The 23,094-nt window shown below is 65.3% G+C and carries 24 protein-coding genes; 16 read left to right on the forward strand and 8 right to left on the reverse strand.

Annotated elements, in window-relative coordinates:
* Positions 1-89 precede the first annotated feature (89 nt).
* A complete protein-coding gene (locus JQ573_RS33975; RefSeq protein ID WP_212312723.1) occupies positions 90-1,304 on the forward strand; it encodes a penicillin-binding protein activator in 1,215 nt (404 codons plus the stop codon).
* Positions 1,305-1,497: 193 nt separating this feature from the next.
* On the opposite strand, the gene hemW is transcribed toward JQ573_RS33975, so the two are convergent.
* Genes hemW through rph form a run of 3 tightly spaced genes read right to left on the reverse strand, consistent with a single transcriptional unit; the run spans position 1,498 to position 4,002 of the window.
* A complete protein-coding gene (gene hemW, locus JQ573_RS33980; RefSeq protein ID WP_212312721.1) occupies positions 1,498-2,655 on the reverse strand; it encodes a radical SAM family heme chaperone HemW in 1,158 nt (385 codons plus the stop codon).
* Complete coding sequence (rdgB, locus tag JQ573_RS33985; RefSeq protein WP_212312719.1) at positions 2,642-3,277, reverse strand: RdgB/HAM1 family non-canonical purine NTP pyrophosphatase; 636 nt, start codon at positions 3,275-3,277, stop codon at positions 2,642-2,644. Before rdgB ends, hemW begins: the two co-directional genes overlap by 14 nt.
* A gap of 11 nt (positions 3,278-3,288) precedes the next feature.
* A complete protein-coding gene (rph, locus tag JQ573_RS33990) occupies positions 3,289-4,002 on the reverse strand; it encodes a ribonuclease PH (protein ID WP_016841497.1) in 714 nt (237 codons plus the stop codon).
* Positions 4,003-4,175: 173 nt separating this feature from the next.
* Here rph and hrcA point away from each other — a divergent pair, with 173 nt between their 5' ends.
* Positions 4,176-5,264, forward strand: a complete 1,089-nt coding sequence (gene hrcA / locus JQ573_RS33995) for a heat-inducible transcriptional repressor HrcA (RefSeq protein WP_173639821.1) — start codon at positions 4,176-4,178, stop codon at positions 5,262-5,264.
* A gap of 164 nt (positions 5,265-5,428) precedes the next feature.
* Positions 5,429-6,034 carry a nucleotide exchange factor GrpE gene (gene grpE, locus JQ573_RS34000; RefSeq protein ID WP_212312709.1) on the forward strand — a complete coding sequence of 202 codons (606 nt, stop codon included), beginning with the start codon at positions 5,429-5,431 and terminating at the stop codon, positions 6,032-6,034.
* A gap of 45 nt (positions 6,035-6,079) precedes the next feature.
* Here the strand turns inward: grpE and JQ573_RS34005 are convergent, their stop codons facing one another.
* The 3 genes from JQ573_RS34005 to JQ573_RS34015 form a co-directional block, all read right to left on the reverse strand.
* On the reverse strand, positions 6,080-6,319 hold the full coding sequence (locus JQ573_RS34005; RefSeq protein WP_212312707.1) for a hypothetical protein: 240 nt from the start codon (positions 6,317-6,319) through the stop codon (positions 6,080-6,082).
* Between the two features lie 76 nt (positions 6,320-6,395).
* Positions 6,396-7,106 carry a bifunctional nicotinamidase/pyrazinamidase gene (gene pncA, locus JQ573_RS34010; protein ID WP_212312705.1) on the reverse strand — a complete coding sequence of 237 codons (711 nt, stop codon included), beginning with the start codon at positions 7,104-7,106 and terminating at the stop codon, positions 6,396-6,398.
* Between the two features lie 96 nt (positions 7,107-7,202).
* The gene (locus JQ573_RS34015) at positions 7,203-8,138 is read right to left on the reverse strand and encodes a hypothetical protein (protein WP_212312696.1); all 936 of its coding nucleotides are present in this window, start codon (positions 8,136-8,138) and stop codon (positions 7,203-7,205) included.
* A 574-nt stretch (positions 8,139-8,712) separates the two neighbouring features.
* Here JQ573_RS34015 and dnaK point away from each other — a divergent pair.
* The 8 genes from dnaK (at position 8,713) to JQ573_RS34055 (ending at position 16,009) form a co-directional block, all read left to right on the forward strand.
* On the forward strand, positions 8,713-10,614 hold the full coding sequence (dnaK, locus tag JQ573_RS34020; RefSeq protein ID WP_097671378.1) for a molecular chaperone DnaK: 1,902 nt from the start codon (positions 8,713-8,715) through the stop codon (positions 10,612-10,614).
* A gap of 194 nt (positions 10,615-10,808) precedes the next feature.
* A complete protein-coding gene (dnaJ, locus tag JQ573_RS34025) occupies positions 10,809-11,939 on the forward strand; it encodes a molecular chaperone DnaJ (RefSeq protein ID WP_212312694.1) in 1,131 nt (376 codons plus the stop codon).
* A gap of 100 nt (positions 11,940-12,039) precedes the next feature.
* Positions 12,040-12,642 (forward strand): class I SAM-dependent methyltransferase, encoded by a 603-nt coding sequence (locus JQ573_RS34030; RefSeq protein WP_092120946.1) that lies wholly within the window; start codon positions 12,040-12,042, stop codon positions 12,640-12,642.
* A gap of 131 nt (positions 12,643-12,773) precedes the next feature.
* Complete coding sequence (locus JQ573_RS34035; protein WP_212312692.1) at positions 12,774-13,352, forward strand: NADPH-dependent FMN reductase; 579 nt, start codon at positions 12,774-12,776, stop codon at positions 13,350-13,352.
* A 6-nt stretch (positions 13,353-13,358) separates the two neighbouring features.
* Complete coding sequence (gene pyrF / locus JQ573_RS34040; RefSeq protein WP_212312691.1) at positions 13,359-14,081, forward strand: orotidine-5'-phosphate decarboxylase; 723 nt, start codon at positions 13,359-13,361, stop codon at positions 14,079-14,081.
* 23 nt (positions 14,082-14,104) lie between these two features.
* On the forward strand, positions 14,105-14,401 hold the full coding sequence (locus tag JQ573_RS34045) for a DUF1330 domain-containing protein (RefSeq protein WP_057020363.1): 297 nt from the start codon (positions 14,105-14,107) through the stop codon (positions 14,399-14,401).
* A 124-nt stretch (positions 14,402-14,525) separates the two neighbouring features.
* Positions 14,526-15,338: a 4-hydroxy-tetrahydrodipicolinate reductase gene (gene dapB, locus JQ573_RS34050; RefSeq protein WP_212312689.1), complete on the forward strand. Its 813-nt coding sequence runs from the start codon at positions 14,526-14,528 to the stop codon at positions 15,336-15,338.
* 47 nt (positions 15,339-15,385) lie between these two features.
* The gene (locus JQ573_RS34055; protein WP_212312687.1) at positions 15,386-16,009 is read left to right on the forward strand and encodes a 2,3-bisphosphoglycerate-dependent phosphoglycerate mutase; all 624 of its coding nucleotides are present in this window, start codon (positions 15,386-15,388) and stop codon (positions 16,007-16,009) included.
* 130 nt (positions 16,010-16,139) lie between these two features.
* Here JQ573_RS34055 and JQ573_RS34060 read toward each other — a convergent pair whose 3' ends face one another.
* The gene (locus JQ573_RS34060; RefSeq protein WP_212312991.1) at positions 16,140-17,039 is read right to left on the reverse strand and encodes a bifunctional helix-turn-helix domain-containing protein/methylated-DNA--[protein]-cysteine S-methyltransferase; all 900 of its coding nucleotides are present in this window, start codon (positions 17,037-17,039) and stop codon (positions 16,140-16,142) included.
* A 111-nt stretch (positions 17,040-17,150) separates the two neighbouring features.
* Positions 17,151-17,711, reverse strand: a complete 561-nt coding sequence (locus JQ573_RS34065; RefSeq protein WP_249132626.1) for a DUF2244 domain-containing protein — start codon at positions 17,709-17,711, stop codon at positions 17,151-17,153.
* A gap of 22 nt (positions 17,712-17,733) precedes the next feature.
* Here JQ573_RS34065 and nth point away from each other — a divergent pair, with 22 nt between their 5' ends.
* The 5 genes from nth to JQ573_RS34090 all read left to right on the forward strand — a co-directional run bounded on the left by nth (position 17,734) and on the right by JQ573_RS34090 (position 23,050).
* Positions 17,734-18,507 carry an endonuclease III gene (gene nth, locus JQ573_RS34070; protein ID WP_212312685.1) on the forward strand — a complete coding sequence of 258 codons (774 nt, stop codon included), beginning with the start codon at positions 17,734-17,736 and terminating at the stop codon, positions 18,505-18,507.
* A gap of 123 nt (positions 18,508-18,630) precedes the next feature.
* Positions 18,631-19,725 carry an HlyD family secretion protein gene (locus JQ573_RS34075; protein ID WP_212312982.1) on the forward strand — a complete coding sequence of 365 codons (1,095 nt, stop codon included), beginning with the start codon at positions 18,631-18,633 and terminating at the stop codon, positions 19,723-19,725.
* Positions 19,712-21,340 carry an MFS transporter gene (locus JQ573_RS34080; protein ID WP_212312683.1) on the forward strand — a complete coding sequence of 543 codons (1,629 nt, stop codon included), beginning with the start codon at positions 19,712-19,714 and terminating at the stop codon, positions 21,338-21,340. Before JQ573_RS34075 ends, JQ573_RS34080 begins: the two co-directional genes overlap by 14 nt.
* A gap of 139 nt (positions 21,341-21,479) precedes the next feature.
* Positions 21,480-22,541 (forward strand): type III polyketide synthase, encoded by a 1,062-nt coding sequence (locus tag JQ573_RS34085; RefSeq protein ID WP_212312681.1) that lies wholly within the window; start codon positions 21,480-21,482, stop codon positions 22,539-22,541.
* The gene (locus tag JQ573_RS34090; protein WP_212312679.1) at positions 22,538-23,050 is read left to right on the forward strand and encodes an isoprenylcysteine carboxyl methyltransferase family protein; all 513 of its coding nucleotides are present in this window, start codon (positions 22,538-22,540) and stop codon (positions 23,048-23,050) included. Before JQ573_RS34085 ends, JQ573_RS34090 begins: the two co-directional genes overlap by 4 nt.
* Positions 23,051-23,094 lie beyond the last annotated feature (44 nt).

Here is a 23,094-nt window from a genome sequence, read left to right on the forward strand (position 1 = left end):
TATTCGCCGACAATATGCCTGAATCCACCCGCCTCATCAGAGCTGGATGGAGTCCTGGCCGATCCTGGTCGGTCAAGAGAAGAGAGACGATGGCAGGCCCGCATCACCGCATGTCCCCGCCGTCGGGCACGACCCGGCGAACCGCGCTAGGTCTGCTCGTGGGCGCGCCGTTGCTGACGGCCTGTTCTGGCGTCCAGCAGAGCCTGAGCCAGTTTTCCAGCCCGTTCGGCGGCAACCAGGAAGCCGGTCCTGCCGGCCCGCCGCAACAGCCGCAGGCGGTCGGCACCGGGCAAGTCAAGATCGGGCTGATCCTGCCGCTGTCGGCCTCCGGCAATGCCGGGCTCGCCGCGCAGTCGATGCGGAACGCCGCCGAAATGGCGCTGGCGGAATTTCAGAACCCCAACATTCAACTCCTGATCAAGGACGATGGCGGCAGCCCGCAAGGTGCGGCGCAGGGCACCCAGCAGGCGCTGTCCGAGGGCGCCGAGATCATTCTGGGACCGCTGTTCGCAGGCTCGGTGCCCGCCACCGCGCAACTGACGCGGCCGCGCGGCACCTCGGTGATCGCATTCTCCACCGATTCGAGCGTCGCCGGGCGCGGCGTCTATCTGCTGAGTTTCCTGCCGGAGTCCGACATCAATCGGATCGTCGACTATTCCTCGGGGATCGGAAAACGCTCGTTCGCCGCGATGGTGCCGGACAACGCCTATGGCAACGTGGTCGAGGCCGCGTTCAAGCAGGCGGTCGGCCGCAAGAACGGCCGCGTCGTTGCCTTCGAGAAATATGGCGCCGACCGCGCGACGCCGGCGCGGACCGTGGCCCAGGCGCTCGGCCAGGCCGACGCGCTGCTGCTCGCCGACGACGGCGATTCGGTGGTCGCGACCGCCGACGCACTCACCGCAGCGGGTGCCAATCTGCGCAACATCCAGCTGCTCGGCACCGGGCTGTGGGACAATCCGCGGGTGTTCGCGAGCCCGGTCCTGCAGGGCGGCCTCTACGCCGCGCCCGATCCGTCCGGCTTCCGCAGCTTCGCCGGCCGCTATCGCGCCAAATACGGCGGCGAGCCGGTGCGCACCGCAACGCTTGCCTATGACGCCGTGGCGCTGATGGCGGCGCTGGCGCGCACCCAGGGCGCGCAGCGTTTTGCGCCGGAGACGCTGACCAATCCATCCGGCTTTGCCGGCATCGATGGTCTGTTCCGTTTCCGCTCCGACGGCACCAATGAACGCGGCCTTGCCGTCATGAAGGTGGCTTCCGGCGGCGGCACGCCGGTCGCCGGCTCGCCGAAGAGCTTTGGCGCTTAACTTTCGTCAGGCGGTCAAGCTGCCTTGTCGAGCGCCGGAACCCGCCAGCTACTTTGCATGGGGTTGTTTTCGATATTTTGGCAGCGTGCACCTAGAGCGTTTTCGAGCGAAGTGGATACCGGTTCGCGTGAAGAAAACGCGTCAAAACAAGAATCTGGAGCCCCGTTCCGATTCAATCGGAACGGGATAGGCTCTAGGCGGCGAGATCCGCGACGACCGCGTCGAGCACCGGAAATCCCGACTTGGTCACGCGCAGCCGTCCGTCGGCATCGACGGCGATGGCGCCTTCCTCGCGCAGCATCGCGATCCGGTGCGGGTCGAGCTTGCGGCCGGAAAGCTTCGCATAGCGCGTGGGATCGATACCTTCGGCGAGCCGCAGCCCCATCAGGAGGAATTCGTCGGCGCGCTCTTCGCTGTTGAGGCTGTCATCGGTGACGACGCCATGGCCCCGCTCCTCGACGTTCAACAGCCAGGCCTCGGGGCGCCGCTCGGTCGCGGTTGCGTGCCTGACGCCGTCGATGTCGAGCCTGCCATGCGCGCCGGGGCCGATACCGGCATATTGCTCGCCGCGCCAATAGACGAGGTTGTGCTTGCACTCGGCGCCGGTGCGGGCGTGGTTGGAGATCTCGTAGGCCGGCAGTCCTTCGCGGGCGCAGACCTCCTGCGTCACGTCGTAGAGCGCGCGCGCGGTCGCTTCATCCGGGGTCTGCAATTTGCCGGCGGCATGCAGCCCGAAGAACGGCGTGCCTTCCTCGATCGTGAGCTGATAGAGCGACAGATGCTCGGCCGCTTCCGAGATCGCCTGCTTCAATTCGTTGGCCCACATCTGCGGCGTCTGGTCGGGCCGCGCGTAGATCAGGTCGAACGAGTAACGGTCGAACGCGCTTCGCGCGATCGCAACCGCGTCGAGCGCTTCGCGCGCGGTATGCAAGCGGCCCAATGCCTTGAGCGACGCATCGTCCAGCGCCTGCACGCCGAGCGAGACGCGATTGACGCCGGCTGCGCGATAGCCGCGAAAGCGCGTCGCCTCGACGCTGGTCGGATTGGCCTCGAGCGTCACCTCGACATCGCGCGAGACCTGCCAGTGCTTGCCGATCGCATCGAGCACGGCGCCGACGGTCTGCGGCTGCATCAGCGAGGGTGTGCCGCCGCCGAGGAAGATCGACGACACTTCGCGTCCCGGCACCCGTGCCGCCGTGGTCTCGATCTCGCGGGCGAACGCGCGCACGAAGCGCGCCTCGTCGACCGGCGCGTGCCGGACGTGGCTGTTGAAATCGCAATACGGGCATTTGGACAGGCAGAACGGCCAGTGCACGTAGACGCCGAAAGCTTCTCGTTCAGCGTGGCTCAAGGCAGATCTCCGCGAGCTTCACGAAAGCGCGGGCGCGATGCGACAGGCCGAGCCCGAGCGGCGGCAGGCCGTGCTTCTCGATGCTGCTCATCTCGCCAAAGGTCCGCGTGTGCCCGTCGGGCAGGAAAGCCGGATCATAGCCGAATCCGGCGGTGCCGCGCGGCGGCCAGACCAGGGTTCCATCGGCGCGGGCCTCGACCTCTTCGAGGTGATCGTCCGGCCAGGCCACGCACAGTGCGGAGACGAAGTGCGCACTTCGGCGGTCCGGCGCGGTGGCGCCGCGCTCCTGCAGCAGGCGCTCGATCCGCGTCATCGCCGCCATGAAGTCCTTGCCCTCGCCGGCCCAGCGCGCCGAGTAGATCCCGGGCGCGCCATCGAGCGCGTCGACCACGAGGCCGGAATCGTCGGCGAAAGCCGGCAGTCCCGTCGCCTTCGCGGCCTCGATGGCCTTGATCGCCGCGTTGGCGCGAAAGCTGTCGCCGGTCTCCTCGGGCTCGGCGAGACCGAGCTCGCCGGCCGACACCGCCTCCACGCCGTGCGGCGCCAGCAGTTCCCGCATCTCGGCAAGCTTGCCGGGATTATGGGTGGCGATGACGAGCCTTCCGGTGATTCGGCGGTGCATGACCAATCTGACTACGCCACCGCGATCTTTTGCAAGTCGACCAGACGCGCGACACCTTTGCGCGCCAGGGCCATCAGCGCCAGGAATTCACCTTCCGAGAACGGCGTCTTCTCGGCGGTGCCCTGCACCTCGATGATGCGGCCGTCGCCGGTCATGACGAAATTGGCGTCGGTGTCGGCCTCGGAGTCCTCGGCATAGTCGAGATCGAGCACCGGCGTGCCCTGGTAGATGCCGCAGGAAATCGCCGCCACGTTGTCGCGCAACACGTTGGTCTTCAGCATGTTGCGGGTCTTCATCCAGTTGATGCAGTCGGCCAGCGCCACCCAGGCACCGGTGATCGAGGCGGTGCGGGTGCCGCCATCGGCCTGGATGACGTCGCAATCGACCGTGATCTGGCGCTCGCCGAGCGCCTCGAGGTCGACGGCCGCGCGCAGCGAGCGGCCGATCAGCCGCTGGATCTCGACCGTGCGGCCGCCCTGCTTGCCGGCGGAGGCCTCGCGGCGGGTGCGTTCCAGGGTGGCGCGCGGCAGCATGCCGTATTCGGCGGTGACCCAGCCGCGGCCCTGGCCCTTCAGCCAAGGCGGCAACCGCTCTTCCAACGTGGCGGTCACCAGCACATGGGTGTCGCCGAACTTCACCATGCAGGAACCCTCGGCATATTTGACGACGCCGCGTTCCAGCGACACGGGACGCAGTTCATCGGGCGCACGGCGGCTTGGCCGCATTGGAAATCCTCCAGAATTCCGAGAAAGTGGGTTGGGCGTGCTTGTAGGAGGGGGAAGGGGCAGCGGCAAGGGTTTTCGGCCCCGGTATGGTCCGGTGCCGGGGGGCCGAATGCATGCTTGTCACCGGCCTCCGGGAGCGACAGATTAGGCAGCAATTGTGAAGGACTGGGAGTGTGACGCACCACGATCCGATAGGCCTGATCGCCCCGCATGCCGGGCTCGCCCAGCTCAACGAGCGGTCGCGCGACATTTTTCGTCAAATCGTCGAAAGCTATCTCGCGACCGGCGAGCCGGTCGGTTCGCGCAATATCTCGCGCCTGATCGCGTTACCGCTGTCGCCGGCCTCGGTCCGCAATGTGATGTCGGATCTCGAGCAGCTCGGCCTGATCTATGCGCCGCACACCTCGGCGGGCCGGCTGCCGACCGAACTCGGCCTGCGCTTCTTCGTCGACGCCCTGATGCAGGTCGGCGACCTCACCGAGGCCGAGCGGCAATCGATCCAGACCCAGCTTGCTGCCGTCGGCCGTGCGCAATCGGTCGAGGCGGCGCTTGGCGAAGCGTTGACGCGGCTGTCGGGGCTGACCCGTGCGGCGGCGGTGGTGCTGACGCAGAAGTCGAACGCGCGGCTGAAGCACATCGAATTCGTCCGGCTGGAGCCGGAGAAAGCGCTGGTCGTGCTGGTCGGCGAAGACGGCCAGGTCGAAAACCGGGTGCTGGCATTGCCGCCGGGCGTTCCCTCCTCGGCCCTGATCGAAGCGACCAATTTCCTCAATGCGCGGATTCGTGGCCGGACGCTGGCCGAAGCGCGGCTCGAACTCGAGACGGCATTGACGCAAAACCGCGCCGAGCTCGATCAGCTCACGCAAAAGGTCGTCGCGGCCGGCATCGCGAGCTGGTCCGGCGGCGAGAGCGAGGACCGCCAACTGATCGTGCGCGGTCACGCCAATCTGCTCGAGGATCTGCATGCGCTGGACGATCTCGAGCGCATCAAGTCGCTGTTCGACGATCTCGAGACCAAGCGCGGCGTGATCGATCTGCTTGGCCGTGCCGAGCGCGGCGAGGGCGTGCGGATCTTCATCGGCTCGGAGAACAAGCTGTTTTCGCTGTCGGGTTCCTCCACCATCATCGCGCCCTACGGCGACGCCCAGGGCCGGATCGTCGGCGTCCTCGGCGTGATCGGACCGACGCGGCTGAACTATGCGCGGGTGATCCCGACCGTCGACTATGCCGCGCGCATCGTCAGCAAGATGCTGGGTGGCTGAGCGGACTGGATTTCGCCTTCATTTGACGGGTTTTCTTCGCCCGAACTGGAGATCCCACTGCCTGAGGCCGGTATGTTGCGCTTGATTTTCGCCGCCCAAAGCACGATATCCCGGGCAGCAATCCCCAAGATTTGAACCGACGCGAGTTTTCGAGAAGGCAAGCCATGACCGATCCGAACCGGGCCAATGATAACACCGAGAATTCGGCGCCGACGGGTGAGCCCGTGGTCTCGAAGCCCTACATCATGCCTGACGATCCCGAGGTGGGATCGGTTGAGGCGCTGACCAAGGAACTCGCCGAGGCGCGCGACCGGACGCTGCGCACGCTGGCCGAGATGGAGAACCTCCGTCAGCGCACCCGCCGCGAGGTTGCCGACGCCAAGACCTACGGTATCACCGGCTTCGCCCGCGACGTGCTCGATATCGCCGACAATCTGCAGCGCGCGATCGATGCCGTGCCGGCCGAGACCAAGGAATCCGCCGATCCCGGCCTGAAGGCGCTGATCGAAGGCGTCGAGCTGACCGAGCGTTCGCTGCTCAACGCGCTGGAGAAGAACGGCGTGAAGAAGTTCGATCCGATCGGCGAGAAGTTCGATCCGAACTTCCAGCAGGCGATGTTCGAGGTGCCGGACACCTCGGTGCCGTCGGGCACCGTGGTGCAGGTCGTGCAGGCCGGCTACATGATCGGCGATCGCATTCTGCGTCCGGCGCTGGTCGGCGTCTCCAAGGGTGGCGCCAAGGCGGCCCCGAGCGCCGACATCACGGTCTGATCGCTTCGACGCCAGCCCTGAAGCTGCGAGCTTGCTGCTGTCGTTTCACGGCAGCGGCTTCTTATGCGCCTTCGGCCAATAGGTGCCGAAGCTCCAGAGATTTCCTTCCGGGTCACGGCAGGCGAAATCGCGGCTGCCATAGTCGGTGTCACGCAGTTCCATTTCGTCGCGGTAGATCACGTGCTCGGTGAATCCGATCACTGTCTTGAGCCAGCCGATCATCGCCTCGGCGTCCTTGCAGCGCAGGGTCGGGTAGATGCGCGGGGATTCGATGTCGTGCGTCATGGTCGCGCCGTCTCGCGGTAACCTGTAATTCCGACAATCGCCTCAAGCTCGGCCATGCGGATCTCGCGCGGAATGCCTACGCGATGTCCGACGACTGGATCCGCTTGACGCCGGCCTTGTCCATGTCGGTCCAGGCCTTGGCGAGCGATCCCTGGGTGTCGATGCCGCGGCAGGCGTCCTCCACAACATAGGTTTCGAAGCCGGCCTTGCGCGCATCGAGCGCGGTCCATGCCACGCAGAAATCGGTGGCGAGCCCGGCCACGAAAACCCGCTCGACATTGCGCGCCTTCAGATAGGCGGCAAGCCCCGTGGTAGTCTTGCCGTCGGCTTCGGTGAAGGCGGAGTAGCTGTCGACGTCCTTGTGAAAACCCTTGCGGATGATCAGCTCGGCCTGCGGGATCGCGAGATCCTTCGACAGCGAGGCGCCGTCGGTGCCCTGCACGCAGTGGTCGGGCCACAGCACCTGCTTGCCATAGGCGAGGTCGATGGTCTCGAACGGCTTCTTGCCGGCATGGACCGAGGCAAACGAGATGTGTCCAGGCGTGTGCCAGTCCTGCGTCATCACCACATTGGCAAAGCTCTTGGCGATCTTGTTGATGACAGGCACCACCTGCTCGCCGTCCTTCACCGCGAGGCTGCCGCCGGGCAGGAAGCAGTTCTGGACGTCGATCACGAGCAGCGCGGAGCCATCGTCGGGCTTGATCGCAGCCGCCCAGAGGCTCCTGGGAACCAGGGTCGCAAGCGCCAACGTGCCGAGGCCTGCAAATATCTGTCGTCGATCCAACATCGCGCCCCTCCTCGCTTTGATACCGCGCGAGGAGGCTAGTTCCGTTCGGCGAACGGCGAAAGTGGGATTTTTCCAACCGGCCTTGCGAAGGGCCGATCAGCCGCGCGGCTGGATGCCGTCGCGGACCGCGCGGAAGCGCGGGAAGGCCGTCTCCCAATCGGTGCGCGGCGAGCTGCCGATGACCCGCAGCGATGTCTGCGCGCCGAACCGCAGCCACTGCACGATGGTCACCGGGGTGTTGTCCTTGCCGCTGACGGCGTCGATCCGGGTCTCGAAGCCGGGCTGGCCGTCGATCCGGATCGGTTCGGACATGGTGATCCGCCCGTCGCGCACGCCGGGGATCGTGGTGGCGATCTGCTGGGCAAAGCGGCCGCGATCGTCGGGCGTGGCCGGCGCCGAAGTGATGATGCCGAGCAGCATGAAGGGCTTGGCCTCAAGGGCCTTGTCGTCGCCGTCGGCCATCAGCAGCGCTGCGCCCGGCGCCAGCATGCGGATGTTCTTGAAGCTGCTGAGCTCGGTGACCTTGAACGGCATCATGGCGAGCTGTTCGTCGACCGGCACATCCTTGCGGATTTCGGCGGAGGCGAACATCTGCCGGACGGCGTCGTCGGTGTAGATCTTGCTCGCGTTCTCCGGCACTTGCACCGCGACATAGCCGGAGAAGGTCGGCCCCGGCAGGATCATGGAATAGCGCCGCACATTGCTGGCGCCGTCGCGGGCGCTCTCCACGGTGTAGTAGGCGAGGCCGGCCGGCGTCTCGAGGCTCTCGGGCTTGATGTTTCCGGTGCCGGCGGGGTTGGCCTTGAAGGCCGTCACGACCTCGTTGTAGGCGTCCGCGGGCAGGTCGGCGATCAGGACCTTGACGCCTTGGTCCTCGGTCTCGAAGCCGATGAATGATTTGGCGCGGACGAGGCCCACCAGCGGTTTCATCCCGACATGCGCGCCCGGCGGAAACACCACGTCGGCGGCAAAGCCACGACAGGTGGCAGCAATCAGCAAGGCAACCGCAGCGAGAACTCGAAAAGGCGTCATGGGGGATCTACCGGTTTTGCTTGGTGGCCGCGCAACGGGGCCGGTGCAGGGCTGGATGGCCTCTTCAGTCGGACCGCTTTTAGCGGTTTTGATGGCCCTGCAACAGGCCGCCAAATCTCCGCCCCGGACCGGCCAGCTCGATTCCATAGGCTTTTCGCCTTGATTGGCAGGCACTTTCCAGTTTCCCGAGGTTTCCAGGAGCGACCACCTGCGGCCGCCAGCGGCCAAACAGCGCGCCCTCGACCCGTGCGCCGCTCTCGCATACGACGTTTGTGAGCGTTCACTCAACAGCGCTGTCGTCGCGCCGTTGATGTCGCGGTCGACGACGGGCGGCATTCTTGCCGATTTGTTAACTTGGTCTGGGCTTGAACCGGGGCCGCAGCCGGGCTGACACAATCTTTCAAACGTCAGTCTTTTCAGGCCTCAACGTTGCGTCCAGTCCTTGCGGGCAGGACCCTCTCTCCTATATCAGGCTCACCGTCGCAATATCGCGAGTATGTGAACGTCTGGGGGTTCGGTACGGAGCGCCGTCAGGGCCCAACCAACCTGCCGTAGCAAAGAGGATATCAAAACCATGGGTAAGGTCATTGGGATCGACCTCGGCACCACGAATTCGTGCGTCGCCGTGATGGATGGCAAGAACGCCAAGGTGATCGAGAATGCCGAGGGCATGCGAACGACGCCGTCGATCGTTGCTTTCACTGACGATGGCGAGCGCCTCGTCGGACAGCCGGCGAAGCGCCAGGCGGTGACCAATCCCGAGCGTACGTTCTTTGCGGTGAAGCGCCTCATTGGCCGCCGCTATGACGACCCGATGGTCGAGAAGGACAAGAAGCTCGTTCCCTACAAGATCGTCAAAGCATCGAACGGCGATGCCTGGGTCGAAGCCGACGGCAAGACCTATTCGCCCTCGCAGGTCTCGGCCTTCATTCTGCAGAAGATGAAGGAGACCGCGGAGGCGCATCTCGGCCAGAAGGTCGATCAGGCCGTCATCACGGTTCCTGCTTATTTCAACGACGCGCAGCGTCAGGCCACCAAGGATGCCGGCAAGATCGCCGGCCTCGAAGTGCTGCGCATCATCAACGAGCCGACGGCTGCCGCGCTCGCCTACGGTCTCGACAAGACGAAGGCCGGCACGATCGCCGTGTACGACCTCGGCGGCGGCACCTTCGACGTCTCGATCCTCGAGATCGGTGACGGCGTGTTCGAGGTGAAGTCGACCAACGGCGACACCTTCCTCGGTGGTGAAGACTTCGACATGCGCCTGGTCGGCTATCTCGCCGACGAGTTCCAGAAGGAGCAGGGCATCAACCTGCGCAACGACAAGCTCGCCTTGCAGCGCCTGAAGGAAGCCGCCGAGAAGGCCAAGATCGAGCTGTCGTCGACCACGCAGACCGAAATCAACCTGCCGTTCATCACGGCTGACCAGACCGGTCCGAAGCATCTGACGATGAAGCTGACCCGCGCCAAGTTCGAGGCGCTGGTGGCCGACCTCGTCGAGAAGACCATCGAGCCGTGCCGCAAGGCGCTGAAGGATGCCGGCCTGACCGCCGGCGAGATCGGCGAAGTGGTGCTGGTCGGCGGCATGACCCGCATGCCGAAGATCCAGGAAGTGGTGAAGCAGTTCTTCGGCAAGGAGCCGCACAAGGGCGTCAATCCCGACGAAGTCGTCGCGATCGGCGCTGCGATCCAGGCCGGCGTGCTGCAGGGCGACGTCAAGGACGTGCTGCTGCTCGACGTGACCCCGCTGTCGCTGGGCATCGAGACGCTGGGCGGCGTGTTCACCCGCATCATCGACCGCAACACCACGATCCCGACCAAGAAGAGCCAGGTGTTCTCGACGGCCGAAGACAATCAGGGCGCCGTCACCATCCGCGTCTTCCAGGGCGAGCGTGAAATGGCGGCCGACAACAAGATGCTCGGCCAGTTCGATCTGATGGGCATTCCGCCGGCTCCGCGCGGCATGCCGCAGATCGAGGTGACCTTCGACATCGATGCCAACGGCATCGTCAACGTCTCGGCAAAGGACAAGGCGACCGGCAAGGAACAGCAGATCCGGATCCAGGCATCCGGCGGTCTGTCCGAGGCCGACATCGACAAGATGGTCAAGGACGCCGAGGCCAATGCGGCCGAGGACAAGAAGCGCCGCGAGGCGGTCGACGCCAAGAACCATGCCGATGGCCTGGTTCATTCGACCGAGAAGGCTTTGGCCGAACACGGTTCGAAGATTCCGGAGACGGATCGTCGCGCCATCGAAGACGCCGTCAGCGACCTCAAGGAAGCGCTGAAGGGCGACGACGCCGAGGCGATCAAGGCCAAGACCAACACGCTGGCGCAGGCCTCGATGAAGCTCGGCGAGGCCATGTACAAGCAGCAGGCCGAGGCCGATGCGGCCAAGGACGCTGCGAAGGATGACGTTGTCGACGCGGAGTTCACCGAGGTCGACGACGACAAGAACAACAAGAAGTCTGCTTAAGCGGGCTTGCGATCATGGCCCTCACACCAAAGAGCACGCGACGCGTCTCGGAGGGGTGGGGGTCATTTTTCTTTAAGGCGATCGCTGCATCTTCCAGACAGGCGCAATCCTTGACGCAATCCTTGACGCAATCCCTTGCGCAATCCTCTGCGCAATCCTTGGCGATCGCGACGAACTTCGGACGGAATTGAAGGATGTCCACCAAGCGCTGCTATTACGAGACCCTCGAGGTTGAGCGGAACGCGGACGAGACCAAGCTGAAATCGGCTTTCCGCAAGCTCGCGATGAAATGGCATCCGGACAAGAACCCGGGCGACGCCAGCAGCGAGGTCCGGTTCAAGGAAATCAACGAAGCCTATGAGGTGCTGAAGGACGGCGACAAGCGCGCCGCCTATGACCGCTTCGGCCATGCCGCTTTCGAGCAGGGCATGGGCGGCGGCGGTCCCGGCTTCGGCGCCGGCTTCGCCTCCTCCTTCTCCGACATCTTCGAGGACCTGTTCGGCATGGCCGGGCAGCGCCGCGGCGGCGGCGGCCGTGAACGCGGTGCCGACCTGCGCTACAATATGGAGATCACGCTCGAGGAGGCCTTCCAGGGCAAGACCGCGCAGATCGAGATCCCGGTCTCGGTGACCTGCGAATCCTGCTCCGGCACCGGCGCCAAGGCCGGCACCAAGCCGAAGACCTGCTCGCATTGCGGCGGCGCCGGCCGTATCCGGCAGGCCCAGGGCTTCTTCACGCTGGAGCGGACCTGCCCCGGCTGTCAGGGCCGCGGCCAGATGATCGAGGACGCCTGCACCTCCTGCGCCGGTTCCGGCCGGGTGACGCGCGAGCGCACGCTGTCGGTCAACATTCCCCCGGGCGTCGAGGACGGCACCAGGATTCGTCTCGCCGGCGAAGGCGAGGCCGGTGTCCGCGGCGGACCGCCCGGCGACCTCTACATCTTCCTGTCGCTGACCACGCACCAGTTCTTCCAGCGCGACGGCGCCGACCTGCACTGCCGCGTGCCGATCTCGATGGTGACCGCAGCCCTCGGCGGCGAGTTCGAGGTGCCGACCATCGACAAGAGCAAGACCAAGGTGAAGGTGCCGGCCGGGACCCAGTCCAGCCGCCGATTCCGCATCGCATCAAAGGGTATGCCGGTGCTCCGCTCGCGCCAGACCGGCGACATGTATGTCCAGGTTGTGGTCGAAACGCCGCAGAATCTGACCAAGAAGCAGCAAGAATTGCTGATGGAGTTCGAAAAACTGTCGTCCGGCGCAACTCAACCGGAGGCAGCGGGTTTCTTCTCTAAGGTCAAGGACTTCTTCGGAAGCCGCTCCGTCTAGCCGCAGTCGTTATGCTTGACCGTAACGACTTCGATCTATACGTGTTTATGACTGTTTTCTGACAACCGCTCGATTGTGCGCGGTCCCGCCTGGTAGCGACATGCCTCTGCAATCGTCCGTGCGTGCGTCGAAGAAGCCCCTCCGTCTCGACGACGAGGTTCGATTTCTCCGTTCATGGATCGAGAAGCCGCTGCATATGGGCGCGGTGATGCCGTCCGGGCGGCTGCTCGCACGCACCATGGCGCAATATGTCGATCCCGAAGCCGAAGGACCGGTTGTCGAGCTCGGACCCGGCACCGGTGCGATCACCAATGCGCTGATCGAGCATGGCGTCGATCAAAAGCGTCTCGTCCTGGTTGAGTACAATCCCGGCTTCTGTGCGCTGCTGCGCGAACGCTATCCGCAGGCCAAGGTGGTCCAGGGCGACGCCTACAGGCTTCGCGATACGTTGTGGGACGTCATGAAGTCTCCGGCCTCGGCCGTGGTCTCCGGCCTGCCGCTGGTCACCAAGCCGATGCTGACCCGCCTGAAGCTGGTCCGCGACGCCTTCCTGGCCCTCGCGCCCGGTGCGCCGTTCGTCCAGTTCACCTATTCGGTGGCGCCGCCGATTCCGAAGTCGCTGCCCGGCGTGTCCACAGAGGCGTCCGAGCGGATCTGGATGAACCTTCCGCCCGCGCGGGTCTGGGTGTATCGCAAGGGCTGACGCGTATTCCGCAAAAGTGGGTACCGGTTTTGCGCATGGAATACGCGCAGAACATTAGCTAAGAGCATTTTCAGAGAAAATGCTCGCCCTGCGTCGTCGCGCCGGGTCGACGACCCAACCGCGATTGCCAAATGTCCGCGCTGAAAATCCTCGTGATCCCCGGATCGCTTCGATCAGGCTCGCTCAACGCGAAGCTCGCCGCTGTCTTGGCCCAAGAGCTCGCGCAGCTCGGGGCCGACGTCACCCGCATCTCGCTCGGCGATTTTCCGCTGCCGATCTATGACGGCGATCTGCAGGCCAAATCAGGCGTGCCGCAGCACGCCGTCAATCTGAAGCGGATGATCGGCGCCCATCATGGCGTGCTGATCGTGACGCCGGAATACAATTCCTCGGTGCCGGCGCTGGTGAAGAACACGATCGACTGGGTGAGCCGCGTGCAGGATCTGCACGAGACCCGTGGTCAGGTGTTCCATGGCCGCGCCTTCGCGCTAGCTGCGGCATCCGGCAACCGGCTCGGCGGCACGCGCGCGCTGGCGGCGCTGCGCCTGATCCTGACGGCGTGCCATGCCGCCGTGATCCCGAACCAGCTCGCGCTGTCATTTGCCGAGCACGCCTATGACGACATGGATCGTCTGAAGCACCCGGCCGACATCGATACGATGCGGGCGCTGGTGCGGCAGCTGATCGACCATTCCCAACGCATGATGTGAGGTGACATGCAGCCAGCCAAGATCGCTCCAAGGATCGCTCCAAGAGACCGGTTGATTGTGGCGCTCGATTTGCCGTCGGTCGCCAGCGCCGAGGCGATGATCGACAGGCTCGGCGACAGCGTTACCTTCTACAAGATCGGCTATCAGCTCGGTTACGCCGGCGGCCTCGCGCTGGCGAAGCAGCTTGCGGGCAGCGGCAAGAAGGTCTTTCTCGATCTCAAGCTGCACGACATCGGCAACACGGTGGCGCGCGGGGTCGAAAGCGTCGCCGCTCTCGGCGCGACCTTTCTCACCGTGCATGCCTACCCGCAGACCATGAAGGCGGCGGTCGAGGCGCGTACCGGCTCCGGTCTGAAGATCCTCGCGGTGACGGTGCTGACCTCCTACGACGACAGCGACCTGCACGCGGCGGGCTATCGCCTCAACGTCTCCGATCTCGTCGAAGCGCGCGCCAGGCAGGCGCAGGCACTCGGTGTCGACGGCCTCGTCAGCTCGCCCGAGGAAGCTGCCGCCCTGCGCAAGATCGTCGGTGATCAGATGAACCTGGTGACACCGGGCATCCGCCCCGCGGGCTCGGCGACCGGCGACCAGAAGCGCATCATGACGCCGGCCCGCGCCATTACCGCCGGCGCCGACTATCTGGTGGTCGGACGTCCGGTGATGGAAGCCGCCGATCCGAAAGCCGCGGCCGAAGCCATTCACACCGAGATCGCCCAGGCACTCGCCTGAGCCAACAACAAGGGAGAACAGAGATGGCGAAGGGATACTGGATTGGACGCGTCGACGTTCATAACGAGGAAGGCTACAAGCCGTACATGGCGGCCAACCCGGCGATCTTCCAGAAATTCGGCGGCAAGTTCATCGTTCGCGGTGGCAAGTTCACCGGCGTGGAGGGCCAGAGCCGCTCGCGCAACGTCGTGATCGAATTCCCCGATTACGCGACCGCGCTCGCTTGCTACCAATCGCCGGAATACCAAGCCAACATCAAGGTGCGGCAGCCGCACTCGATCGCCGACCTGATTATCATCGAGGGGCACGACAGCCCGTAGCCCGGACGCCGGTTCGGCCGCTCGGAACAAGCCTCCGATGGCCGTCGTTTAGGCATGTTGTCGTGCCGGAAAACCGGTTTCCACTTTGCCGGATCATGCTTTATACGGCGGTGAGAGGTGAGCCATGGCTGACATGCGTCTGATTGTTGCGGGAGCCGGCGGCCGGATGGGCCGCACGCTGACGCGGGTGATTTCCGAAACCCCGGGGGCGGTGCTGGTCGGCGCGCTGGAAGCGCCGGGCTCGGAACTGCTCGGCAAGGACGCCGGCGTGCTCGCCGGCCTTCCCGCCAATGACGTCAAGCTGTCGGCCGATCTGTGGTCGATGTCCGCGGCTGCCGACGGCATCCTGGATTTCACCGTGCCGGCCGCGACCATCGCCAATGTCGCCATCGCGGCCGAGCGCGGCCTTGTTCACGTCATCGGCACCACCGGCCTGTCGCAATCCGACGATGCGGTGATCCGCAGCGTCACCAACCGCGCCATCGTGGTGAAGTCGGGCAATATGAGCCTCGGCGTCAATCTGCTTGCCGCGCTGGTCAAGCGCGTCGCGCAGTCACTCGACCAGAGCTTTGACATCGAAATTCTCGAGATGCACCACAAGTCCAAGATCGATGCGCCGTCGGGCACCGCCTTGATGCTCGGCGAAGCCGCCGCCGCAGGACGCAAGATCGCGCTGGAGCAGCATTCGGCGCGCGGCCGCGACGGCCTGACCGGCGCACGGCGCGCCGGCGATATCGGCTTTGCCTCGCTGCGCGGCGGCACCGCGGCCGGCGATCACAGCGTGATCTTTGCCGGCCCGTCGGAGCGCATCACGCTCTCGCATCATGCCGAGGACCGCGCGCTGTTCGCGCAGGGGGCGCTGAAGGCGGCGCTGTGGGCGCACGGCAAGAAGCCCGGCATGTATTCGATGACCGACGTTCTCGGGTTGAGCGACTGAGACCGCGCGACGAAATCAAATCCAGCCAAGCGAAAACGGAATCTGAAATGAGTGATCGTCTTCTTGTGCTCGTTCGTCACGGTCAGAGCGAATGGAATCTGAAGAACCTGTTCACCGGGTGGAAGGATCCCGATCTCACCGAGCAGGGCATCGCCGAAGCCAAGGACGCCGGCCGCAAGCTGAAGGCGCAGGGCCTGTCGTTCGACGTCGCCTTTACGTCAGACCTGACGCGCGCGCAGCACACGCTGAAGCTGATGCTGGAGCAGATCGGCCAGACCGGGTTGCCGACCACGAGGAATCTGGCGCTCAATGAGCGCGACTACGGCGATCTCTCGGGCCTCAACAAGGACGACGCCCGCAAGAAGTGGGGCGAGGACCAGGTCCTGGTCTGGCGCCGCTCCTACGACGTGCCGCCGCCCGGCGGCGAGAGCCTCAAGGATACGCTGGCGCGCACGCTGCCCTATTACGTGCAGGAGATCCTCCCCGGCGTGCTGCGCGGCCAGCGCACGCTGATCGCCGCCCACGGCAATTCGCTGCGCGCGTTGATCATGGTGCTGGAGAAGCTTTCGCCGGAGCAGATCCTCAAACGCGAACTCGCAACCGGCGCGCCGGTGGTCTATCGGCTCAACGCCGATTCCACCGTTGCGTCCAAGGTCGATCTCGCGGCTTAAAAACGTTTAATCCGTCATCCTGAGGTGCGAGCGGAGCGAGCCTCGAAGGATGCACGGCCACCAGCGGGGCCGTCGACCCTTCGAGACGCGCTTCGCGCTCCTCAGGGTGACGGTGAGAGACCGGTTTTGCTTAGTGCAATCCCACCTGGCCGGCTTCCCAGCCCAGCATCGCCTGCTTGCGGGTGATGCCCCAGTGATAGCCGGTCAGCGCACCGCTCTTGCCGAGTGCGCGATGGCAGGGCACCACGAACGACACCGGATTGCGGCCAACCGCGGCGCCGACGGCGCGCGAGGCCTTCGGGTTGCTGATCTTGCTGGCGATGTCGGAATAGCTTACGGCGCGGCCCATCGGGACCTTGAGCAGCGTTTCCCACACCCGCACCTCGAAGTCGGTGCCGATCAGCACGACGCGCAGCGGCTGGTCCGCCCGCCACAGCCGTGTATCGAACACGCGCTGCGCCAGTGCGGTGGTGCCGTCGGTGTCCTCGACAAAGGTCGCGTTCGGCCAGCGGCGCTTCATGTCGGCAAACGCGGTCTGCTCGTCGCCGGGGTCGGCGAAGGCAAGCCCCGCGAGCCCGCGGTCGGTTGCGATCACGATCGCGGTGCCGAACGGCGAGGGGTGGAAGCCGAAGCGCAGCGTCATGCCGCCGCCGCCGGTCTTCCATTCGCCGGGAGACATCGCCTCATGGGTGACGAACAGATCGTGCAACCGTCCCGGTCCCGAGAGACCTGAGTCGAGTGCGGCGTCGAGCACGCTGGCGGAATCGCGCAGCAGGTTCTTGGCGTGGTCCAGCGTCAAAGCCTGCATGAAGGCCTTCGGCGTCAACCCGGCCCAGCGGCGGAACAGATGGTGCAGTTCATCCGGCGTCACGGCGGCGGCATCGGCCATCGCTTCGATGGTCGGCTGCGCGCGCCAGTGCTCCGAGATGAACGCGATGGCGCGCCGTACCGAGTCATAGTCGCGCAGCGCGGCGCTCTGGTGGAAGCCCGGCTTGGCCAGGCGCTGGTCGTGTATGGCGAGTGTCATCATGGTGTCTGATTTAGGAGCCATGGCGCGTCCAAACCACCCGATTTCCGACAAGCATGATCCGGAAAAGTGGGGACCGGTTTTCCGGCAAGATCATGCTTAAAATAAGTATGATCAAGCGATGGGATTGTAAGTCGGGCCGCGTTTCGCGGTGTTCAGTGCGGCCGCCAAGGCTTTGGAAAAGCTGGCCTTTTCGTCCGGACCCAGGAAACTGCCGACGCTGACCCGGCGGCCCCGGGACACCAGATAAAGCCGCTCGATGCCGAACTCCTCGTGCGAGATCTGCTCGAACCGCACCCAGAGCGGGTTGAGCACCCATTCCGCCACATGGCCGCGGTGACTGGTCCGGCGCACCCGCAGTTCCGACGGCGTGACGGTGATCTCTTCGCTCGCCTTGGCGGAGCGGAAATTGACCTTGAACGCCCAGTAGATCACCAGCACGTCGAGGCCGAAGAAACCGAAGATCGGCCAGGCGCCGAGCCACCAGAACACCGCGCCGGCGATGAAGCTGACCAGTGTGACGAACGACATCAGCACGATGAAGCCGGTGCGATTCAGCGAGCGGTGCGGCGTCAGCAGCGCCGAGAACAGTTTCGGCTCCGTGTCGGGCGCATCGACGTCGAGGCCATTGGCCCTGGGGTCTTCGCCCGGATCAAAGTCGTTGCCTGCGGTCATGACGTGTCAGTATATCCCGTTCATGGCCAAAATCATCCGCTCTCAACGCGCCAGCACCTCAAGCGTTCGGTCCGCGCCGAAGAAGAAAGCCGCGAAAGCGGCAAAGCCGCTGCCCAAAAGCGTGGCAAAGAAGGCTGCCAAGAAAACCGCAAAGCCGAAGCCGTGGACGGCGGAGGAAGTCTACGAGGCCTTCGACCGGTTCCGCAAAGCCAATCCCGAGCCGAAGGGCGAGCTCGAGCATCTCAATCCCTACACGCTGCTGGTCGCGGTGGTGTTGTCGGCACAGGCAACCGATGCCGGCGTCAACAAGGCGACGCGGGCGCTGTTTGCGATCGCCGACACGCCGGAGAAGATGCTTGAGCTCGGCGAAGACAAGGTGCGCGACTACATCAAGACCATCGGGCTCTATCGCAACAAAGCCAGGAACGTCATCGCGCTGTCGGAGAAGCTGATCGCCGAATTCGGTGGTGAGGTGCCGCGCACCCGTGCCGAAATCGAATCATTGCCCGGCGCGGGCCGCAAGACTGCGAATGTCGTGCTCAACATGGCGTTCGGCGAACACACGATGGCGGTCGACACCCATGTGTTCCGCGTCGCCAACCGCACCGGTCTCGCGCCCGGCAAGACGCCGCTCGAGGTCGAGCTGGGACTGGAGAAGGTCATCCCGACCGAGTTCATGCTGCACGCCCATCACTGGCTGATCCTGCACGGCCGCTACACCTGCCTCGCGCGCGGTCCGCGTTGCGACGTATGCCTGATCAATGATCTTTGCCGGTGGCCGGAGAAGACCGTCTGAGCCATGATCGTCATGTGATAAGTGACGCGCCCGGCATTCGGCGCGCGTGATTGAGGGGAGTGTGGTGTGGCAGAGCAGGTTCAAGACGGTCCGTCACAAGTCAGCAAGACCGCGCCAGCAGCAGTGACAACACCAGCCAGGCCGCAGCCTGCGGCGAGCGGCTTCTGGAGCCGTTTTACCATCCCGCTGTTCGCGGTGCTGGCCGCGCTTGTATTCGTCGCGGTGGCGACCACGCATTGGGACGCCTGGGTCGGCAGCGCCACCATCCAGACCACCAATGATGCCTATGTGCGCGCCGAGTTGACCCAGCTCAGTAGCCGCGTGTCCGGCGAAGTGCTCACGGTCGCCGTCTCCGATTTCCAGCGCGTCAAGGCCGGCGACCTCCTGGTGCAGATCGATCCTGCCGACTATCAGGCGCAGGTCGCGCAGGCTGAGGCGGGTGTGGTCGGCGCGCAGGCCGCGCTCGATAACCTCAACAACCAGGTCGAGCTGCAATACGCGACCATCGCGCAAGCCGAGGCCTCGCGGTTGTCTGCGGAGGCGCAGCAGACCCTGGCACGCCAGGAGCAAGAGCGTCAGCAATCGCTGTCGCAAACCGACGCCGGCACGCGGCAGCGGCTCGAGCAGGCCACCGCATCCTATGCCAAGTCGGATGCCGACGTGCAGGCCAGCCGCGCGGTGATCGCCGCGCAGCGCCATCAGCTCGAGGTCCTGCAAGGCACCAAGAAGCAGCGTGCCGCCGACCTCGACGCCGCCAGGGCGCTGCTGGCATCGGCCAAGCTCAAGCTTGGATATACCAGGATCGCCGCACCGTTCGACGGCGTCACCGGCGAGCGCCAGGTGCAGCCGGGTGATTATGTCAACATCGGCACCAATCTGATCAATGTCGTGCCGCTGCCGAACGTCTATGTGATCGCCAACTACAAGGAAACCCAGCTGACCAACGTCAGACCGGGCCAGCCGGTCGAGGTGACCGTCGATACGTTCTCCGGCCAGACGCTGCGCGGCGTCGTCGAGCGCATCGCGCCGGCGAGTGGATCGCAATTCGCGCTGCTGCCGCCCGACAACGCCACCGGCAATTTCACCAAGGTGGTGCAGCGCATCCCGGTGCGCATCCAGTTCGACAAGGGCCAGCCGCTGCTCGATCGCCTGCTGCCCGGCATGTCGGTGGTCACGCGGATCAACACCGGCGAGGCGGTCGCCAATGGCGGAAAGTGACGAGCGCGAGCGCGGCCCGGTCTCGCGCGGCGATGTCGCGCGCTATCCGCTGTTTGCCGTTATCGCCGTGCTGCTCGGCGCGTTCCTGGCGAATTTCGACAGCCGCCTGACCTCGGTCGGCCTGCCCGACCTGCGGGGCGCGTTCTCGCTCACCTTCGACGAGGGCGCCTGGCTCTCGACCGCTGCGATCGGCTCGCAGATCTTCATCGCGCCCGCGGTGGCCTGGCTCGCCACCGCGTTCGGCCTGCGGCGCGTGCTCGGAATTCCGAGCCTGGTCTATGCCGTGGTTTCGCTGACCATCCCGTTCGTGCACGACTACACGACGCTGATCGCGCTCAGCATCGCCCACGGCATGCTGCTCGGCACCTTCGTGCCGGCGACGCTGATGATCATCCTGCGCAACCTGCCGATCCGCTGGTGGCTGCCGGCGATCGCGATGTATTCGATCCGCGTCGGCTTCGCGCTGGATTCGTCGAGCTCCCTGGTCGGCTTCTATGTCGAGCATCTCGGCTGGCCGTGGCTGTACTGGCAGGGCGCGGTGATCGCGCCGCTGATGGGGTTGATGGTGTATCTCGGCACGCCGAATGAGCCGGTCAATCGCGACCTGCTGCACCATGCCGATTGGGGCGGCATGCTGTTGCTCGGCGCCGGCCTGGCGATGGTCTATGCCGGGCTCGATCAGGGCAATCGGCTGGACTGGTTGTCGTCGGGCACCGTGATGGCGCTGCTGATCGGCGGCGGGCTTTTGATCATCGCCTTCATGATCAACGAGACGGTCGCGCGCCGGCCGTGGGCGCATTTCAACGTGCTGTTCTCGCGCAATATCGGGCTCTCGCTGATCGTCATCCTGCTGTACACGCTGACCAGCCTGTCGAACTCGTCGCTGGTGCCGAATTTCCTCGGCACCATCGGCGCGCTGCGGCCGGAGCAGTCGGGCGTGCTGCTGTTCACCTACGGCGCGCTGCCGATGTTCGTGCTGGTGCCGATCTCGATTGTCCTGTTGCGTCACCTCGATCCGCGCATCGTCGTGGTGCTCGGATTCTCGGCATTCGCAGCGGCCAATCTCTGGGGCACGCAGCTGAGCCATGTCTGGGCGCGCGAGGACTTCGTCGGCATCGTCCTGCTCACGTCGGTCGGGCAGGCGTTCACGCTGCTGCCGATCATCATCATGGCGCTGTCCAATTCCGATCCGTCGCGGGCGACGGCGTTCGCGGCCTATATCCAGATCATGCGGCTCGGCGGCGCCGAGATCGGCATCGCCCTGATGGGGACCTGGCTGCGCGTTCGCGAGCAGATCCATTCGAACTATCTCGGACAGCACGTCCAGAGCGGCGATGTCGACGTCGTGAACCTGCTGAAGCGGTTGGCGGGTGAATTTTCCGGCCACGGCATCGGGGCGGCGACGGGACGCGCCATCGGCACGCTCGCGGCGCTGGTGCAGCGCGAGGCCAACACGCTCGCCTACATTGACGGCTTCTGGCTTTGTTTCTGGATCGCGATCCTGGCGCTGTTCCTGGTCGCCCTGATCACGCGCGCGCCGCAGGGTCCGCTGTCGCCGGTGCCGCTTGGCTTCGTGAAGAACGTGCTGCGCAGGTTGGGCGCCGCCGCTTCCTGACTTGCGAACGGCGCGGATATCGCCGGGGCTTGCCGCTGCCGGGTCAATTTATAGTGAATGCGGCGCCCCAGCTATCTCGTGGGTGTCTGAAATATTTTGCACGTCGCGTGGTTCCACAAGTGGGGGAACGGGAGCCACGATGATCGAGACCAAGCAGACGGCCGCGCTTGTTTCCATGGCGACGGCGGTTCCACCGCATCTATTCCATCAGGGACAAATCCTGCAGGCCGCGCGCGACCTTCTCGCCGACCGCTATCCGGAGTTCGAGACGCTCTCCAGCCTGTTCGCCAACACCGGCATCCAGCATCGCTACGGCGTGAAGCCGATCGACTGGTATCTCGAACGGCGCGGCTGGCCGGAGCGAACGCAGGCCTTCCTGGAAGGCGCGGAGGCGCTGTTCGTCGATGTCGCCCGCAAGGCGATCGCCCGTGCCGACCTGACCGGCAGCGACATCGATATCGTGGTCACGGTGTGCTCGACGGGCATCGCCACGCCGACGCTGGAGGCGCGCGTCGCGGGCCAACTCGGCCTGCGGACCGATGTGTCGCGCGTGCCGGTGTTCGGCCTCGGCTGCGCGGGCGGCGTGTCGGGCCTGTCGATCGCGGCGCGGCTGGCGCAGGCGCAGCCAGGCGCGAATGTGCTGCTGGTTGCGCTCGAGCTCTGCACGCTCGCGGTTCGCCACGACGAGCTCACCAAGGCGAATATCGTCGCGGCTAGCCTGTTCGGCGACGGCGCCGCTGCGATCGTGCTGCGCGCCGGCGACGGCGGTGCGACGCGGATCGAGGCGGCCGGCGAAAAGCTGTGGCCGGATACGCTCGGCATCATGGGCTGGACGGTCGATCCGGAAGGCTTCGGCGTCGTCTTTCAGCGCACCATTCCGGATTTCGTTCGCGACCATGTCGGACCGGCCGTTGCCGAGATTCTGGCTCGGATGGAGCTGACGGCCGATGACATCGATCGCTTCCTCTGCCATCCCGGCGGCTCCAAGGTCATCGCCGCCTTGGAGCGGGCGCTCGCGCTCGATCAAGGCACGCTCGATCACGAACGCGACGTCATTGCTGCCTGCGGCAACATGTCGGCCCCGACGGTTCTCTTCGTCCTCGAACGCGCCCGTGCCAAGGGCTTGCCGCCGCGCTCGCTGCTCACGGCGCTCGGGCCCGGCTTCACGCTCAGCTGCGTTGCGCTCGGGCACGCGGCATGAGCCTCGCCTCGCTCATCCTTGCGCTGGTCACCTTGCAGCGTCTCGGCGAGCTCGTGCTGTCCCGTCGCAACACGGAGCGGCTGCTGGCGCGAGGCGCGATCGAGGTCGGCGCCGGTCATTACCCGCTCATTGTGCTGGTTCACGCCGGCTGGCTGACAGCGCTGTGGATCTGGGGCCGTAACCAGGATGTCAGCCTGGCCGCGCTCGCGGCCTTTCTCCTGCTGCAAGGCTTGCGGCTGTGGATCCTCGCGGCGCTCGGACCGCGATGGACCACGCGGATCATCGTCTTGCCGGGCGCGCCGCTGGTCGCATCCGGGCCGTACCGACATTTTCCACATCCAAACTATGCCGTCGTCGTCGGTGAAATCGCGCTGCTTCCGCTCGCCCTGCATCTGCCGGTGCTGGCGCTGATTTTCACCTTGCTCAATCTCGCGGTGCTTGCGATCCGGATTCGCACCGAGAGCCGCGCGCTCTCGGTTGCGGACTGGCCGCGCGTCAGCACGCCATGAGCGACCGGGCGGAGCATCGCACCGACAGCCCGTCGGCGGCGACC

It is taken from the genome of Bradyrhizobium sp. AUGA SZCCT0105 (assembly GCF_018129565.1).
In the GTDB taxonomy this organism is placed as follows: Bacteria; Pseudomonadota; Alphaproteobacteria; order Rhizobiales; family Xanthobacteraceae; genus Bradyrhizobium.

Bases quoted from the DNA above. Each gene is read 5' to 3' on its own strand.
- JQ573_RS33975 (WP_212312723.1), top strand. From the start codon at position 90: ATGGCAGGCCCGCATCACCGCATGTCCCCGCCGTCGGGCACGACCCGG.
- rdgB (WP_212312719.1), bottom strand. From the start codon at position 3,277: ATGCACCGCCGAATCACCGGAAGGCTCGTCATCGCCACCCATAATCCC.
- rph (WP_016841497.1), bottom strand. From the start codon at position 4,002: ATGCGGCCAAGCCGCCGTGCGCCCGATGAACTGCGTCCCGTGTCGCTG.
- grpE (WP_212312709.1), top strand. From the start codon at position 5,429: ATGACCGATCCGAACCGGGCCAATGATAACACCGAGAATTCGGCGCCG.
- JQ573_RS34005 (WP_212312707.1), bottom strand. From the start codon at position 6,319: ATGACGCACGACATCGAATCCCCGCGCATCTACCCGACCCTGCGCTGC.
- pncA (WP_212312705.1), bottom strand. From the start codon at position 7,106: ATGTTGGATCGACGACAGATATTTGCAGGCCTCGGCACGTTGGCGCTT.
- JQ573_RS34015 (WP_212312696.1), bottom strand. From the start codon at position 8,138: ATGACGCCTTTTCGAGTTCTCGCTGCGGTTGCCTTGCTGATTGCTGCC.
- dnaK (WP_097671378.1), top strand. From the start codon at position 8,713: ATGGGTAAGGTCATTGGGATCGACCTCGGCACCACGAATTCGTGCGTC.
- dnaJ (WP_212312694.1), top strand. From the start codon at position 10,809: ATGTCCACCAAGCGCTGCTATTACGAGACCCTCGAGGTTGAGCGGAAC.
- JQ573_RS34030 (WP_092120946.1), top strand. From the start codon at position 12,040: ATGCCTCTGCAATCGTCCGTGCGTGCGTCGAAGAAGCCCCTCCGTCTC.
- JQ573_RS34035 (WP_212312692.1), top strand. From the start codon at position 12,774: ATGTCCGCGCTGAAAATCCTCGTGATCCCCGGATCGCTTCGATCAGGC.
- pyrF (WP_212312691.1), top strand. From the start codon at position 13,359: ATGCAGCCAGCCAAGATCGCTCCAAGGATCGCTCCAAGAGACCGGTTG.
- JQ573_RS34045 (WP_057020363.1), top strand. From the start codon at position 14,105: ATGGCGAAGGGATACTGGATTGGACGCGTCGACGTTCATAACGAGGAA.
- dapB (WP_212312689.1), top strand. From the start codon at position 14,526: ATGGCTGACATGCGTCTGATTGTTGCGGGAGCCGGCGGCCGGATGGGC.
- JQ573_RS34055 (WP_212312687.1), top strand. From the start codon at position 15,386: ATGAGTGATCGTCTTCTTGTGCTCGTTCGTCACGGTCAGAGCGAATGG.
- JQ573_RS34060 (WP_212312991.1), bottom strand. From the start codon at position 17,039: ATGATGACACTCGCCATACACGACCAGCGCCTGGCCAAGCCGGGCTTC.
- JQ573_RS34065 (WP_249132626.1), bottom strand. From the start codon at position 17,711: ATGACCGCAGGCAACGACTTTGATCCGGGCGAAGACCCCAGGGCCAAT.
- nth (WP_212312685.1), top strand. From the start codon at position 17,734: ATGGCCAAAATCATCCGCTCTCAACGCGCCAGCACCTCAAGCGTTCGG.
- JQ573_RS34080 (WP_212312683.1), top strand. From the start codon at position 19,712: ATGGCGGAAAGTGACGAGCGCGAGCGCGGCCCGGTCTCGCGCGGCGAT.
- JQ573_RS34085 (WP_212312681.1), top strand. From the start codon at position 21,480: ATGATCGAGACCAAGCAGACGGCCGCGCTTGTTTCCATGGCGACGGCG.
- JQ573_RS34090 (WP_212312679.1), top strand. From the start codon at position 22,538: ATGAGCCTCGCCTCGCTCATCCTTGCGCTGGTCACCTTGCAGCGTCTC.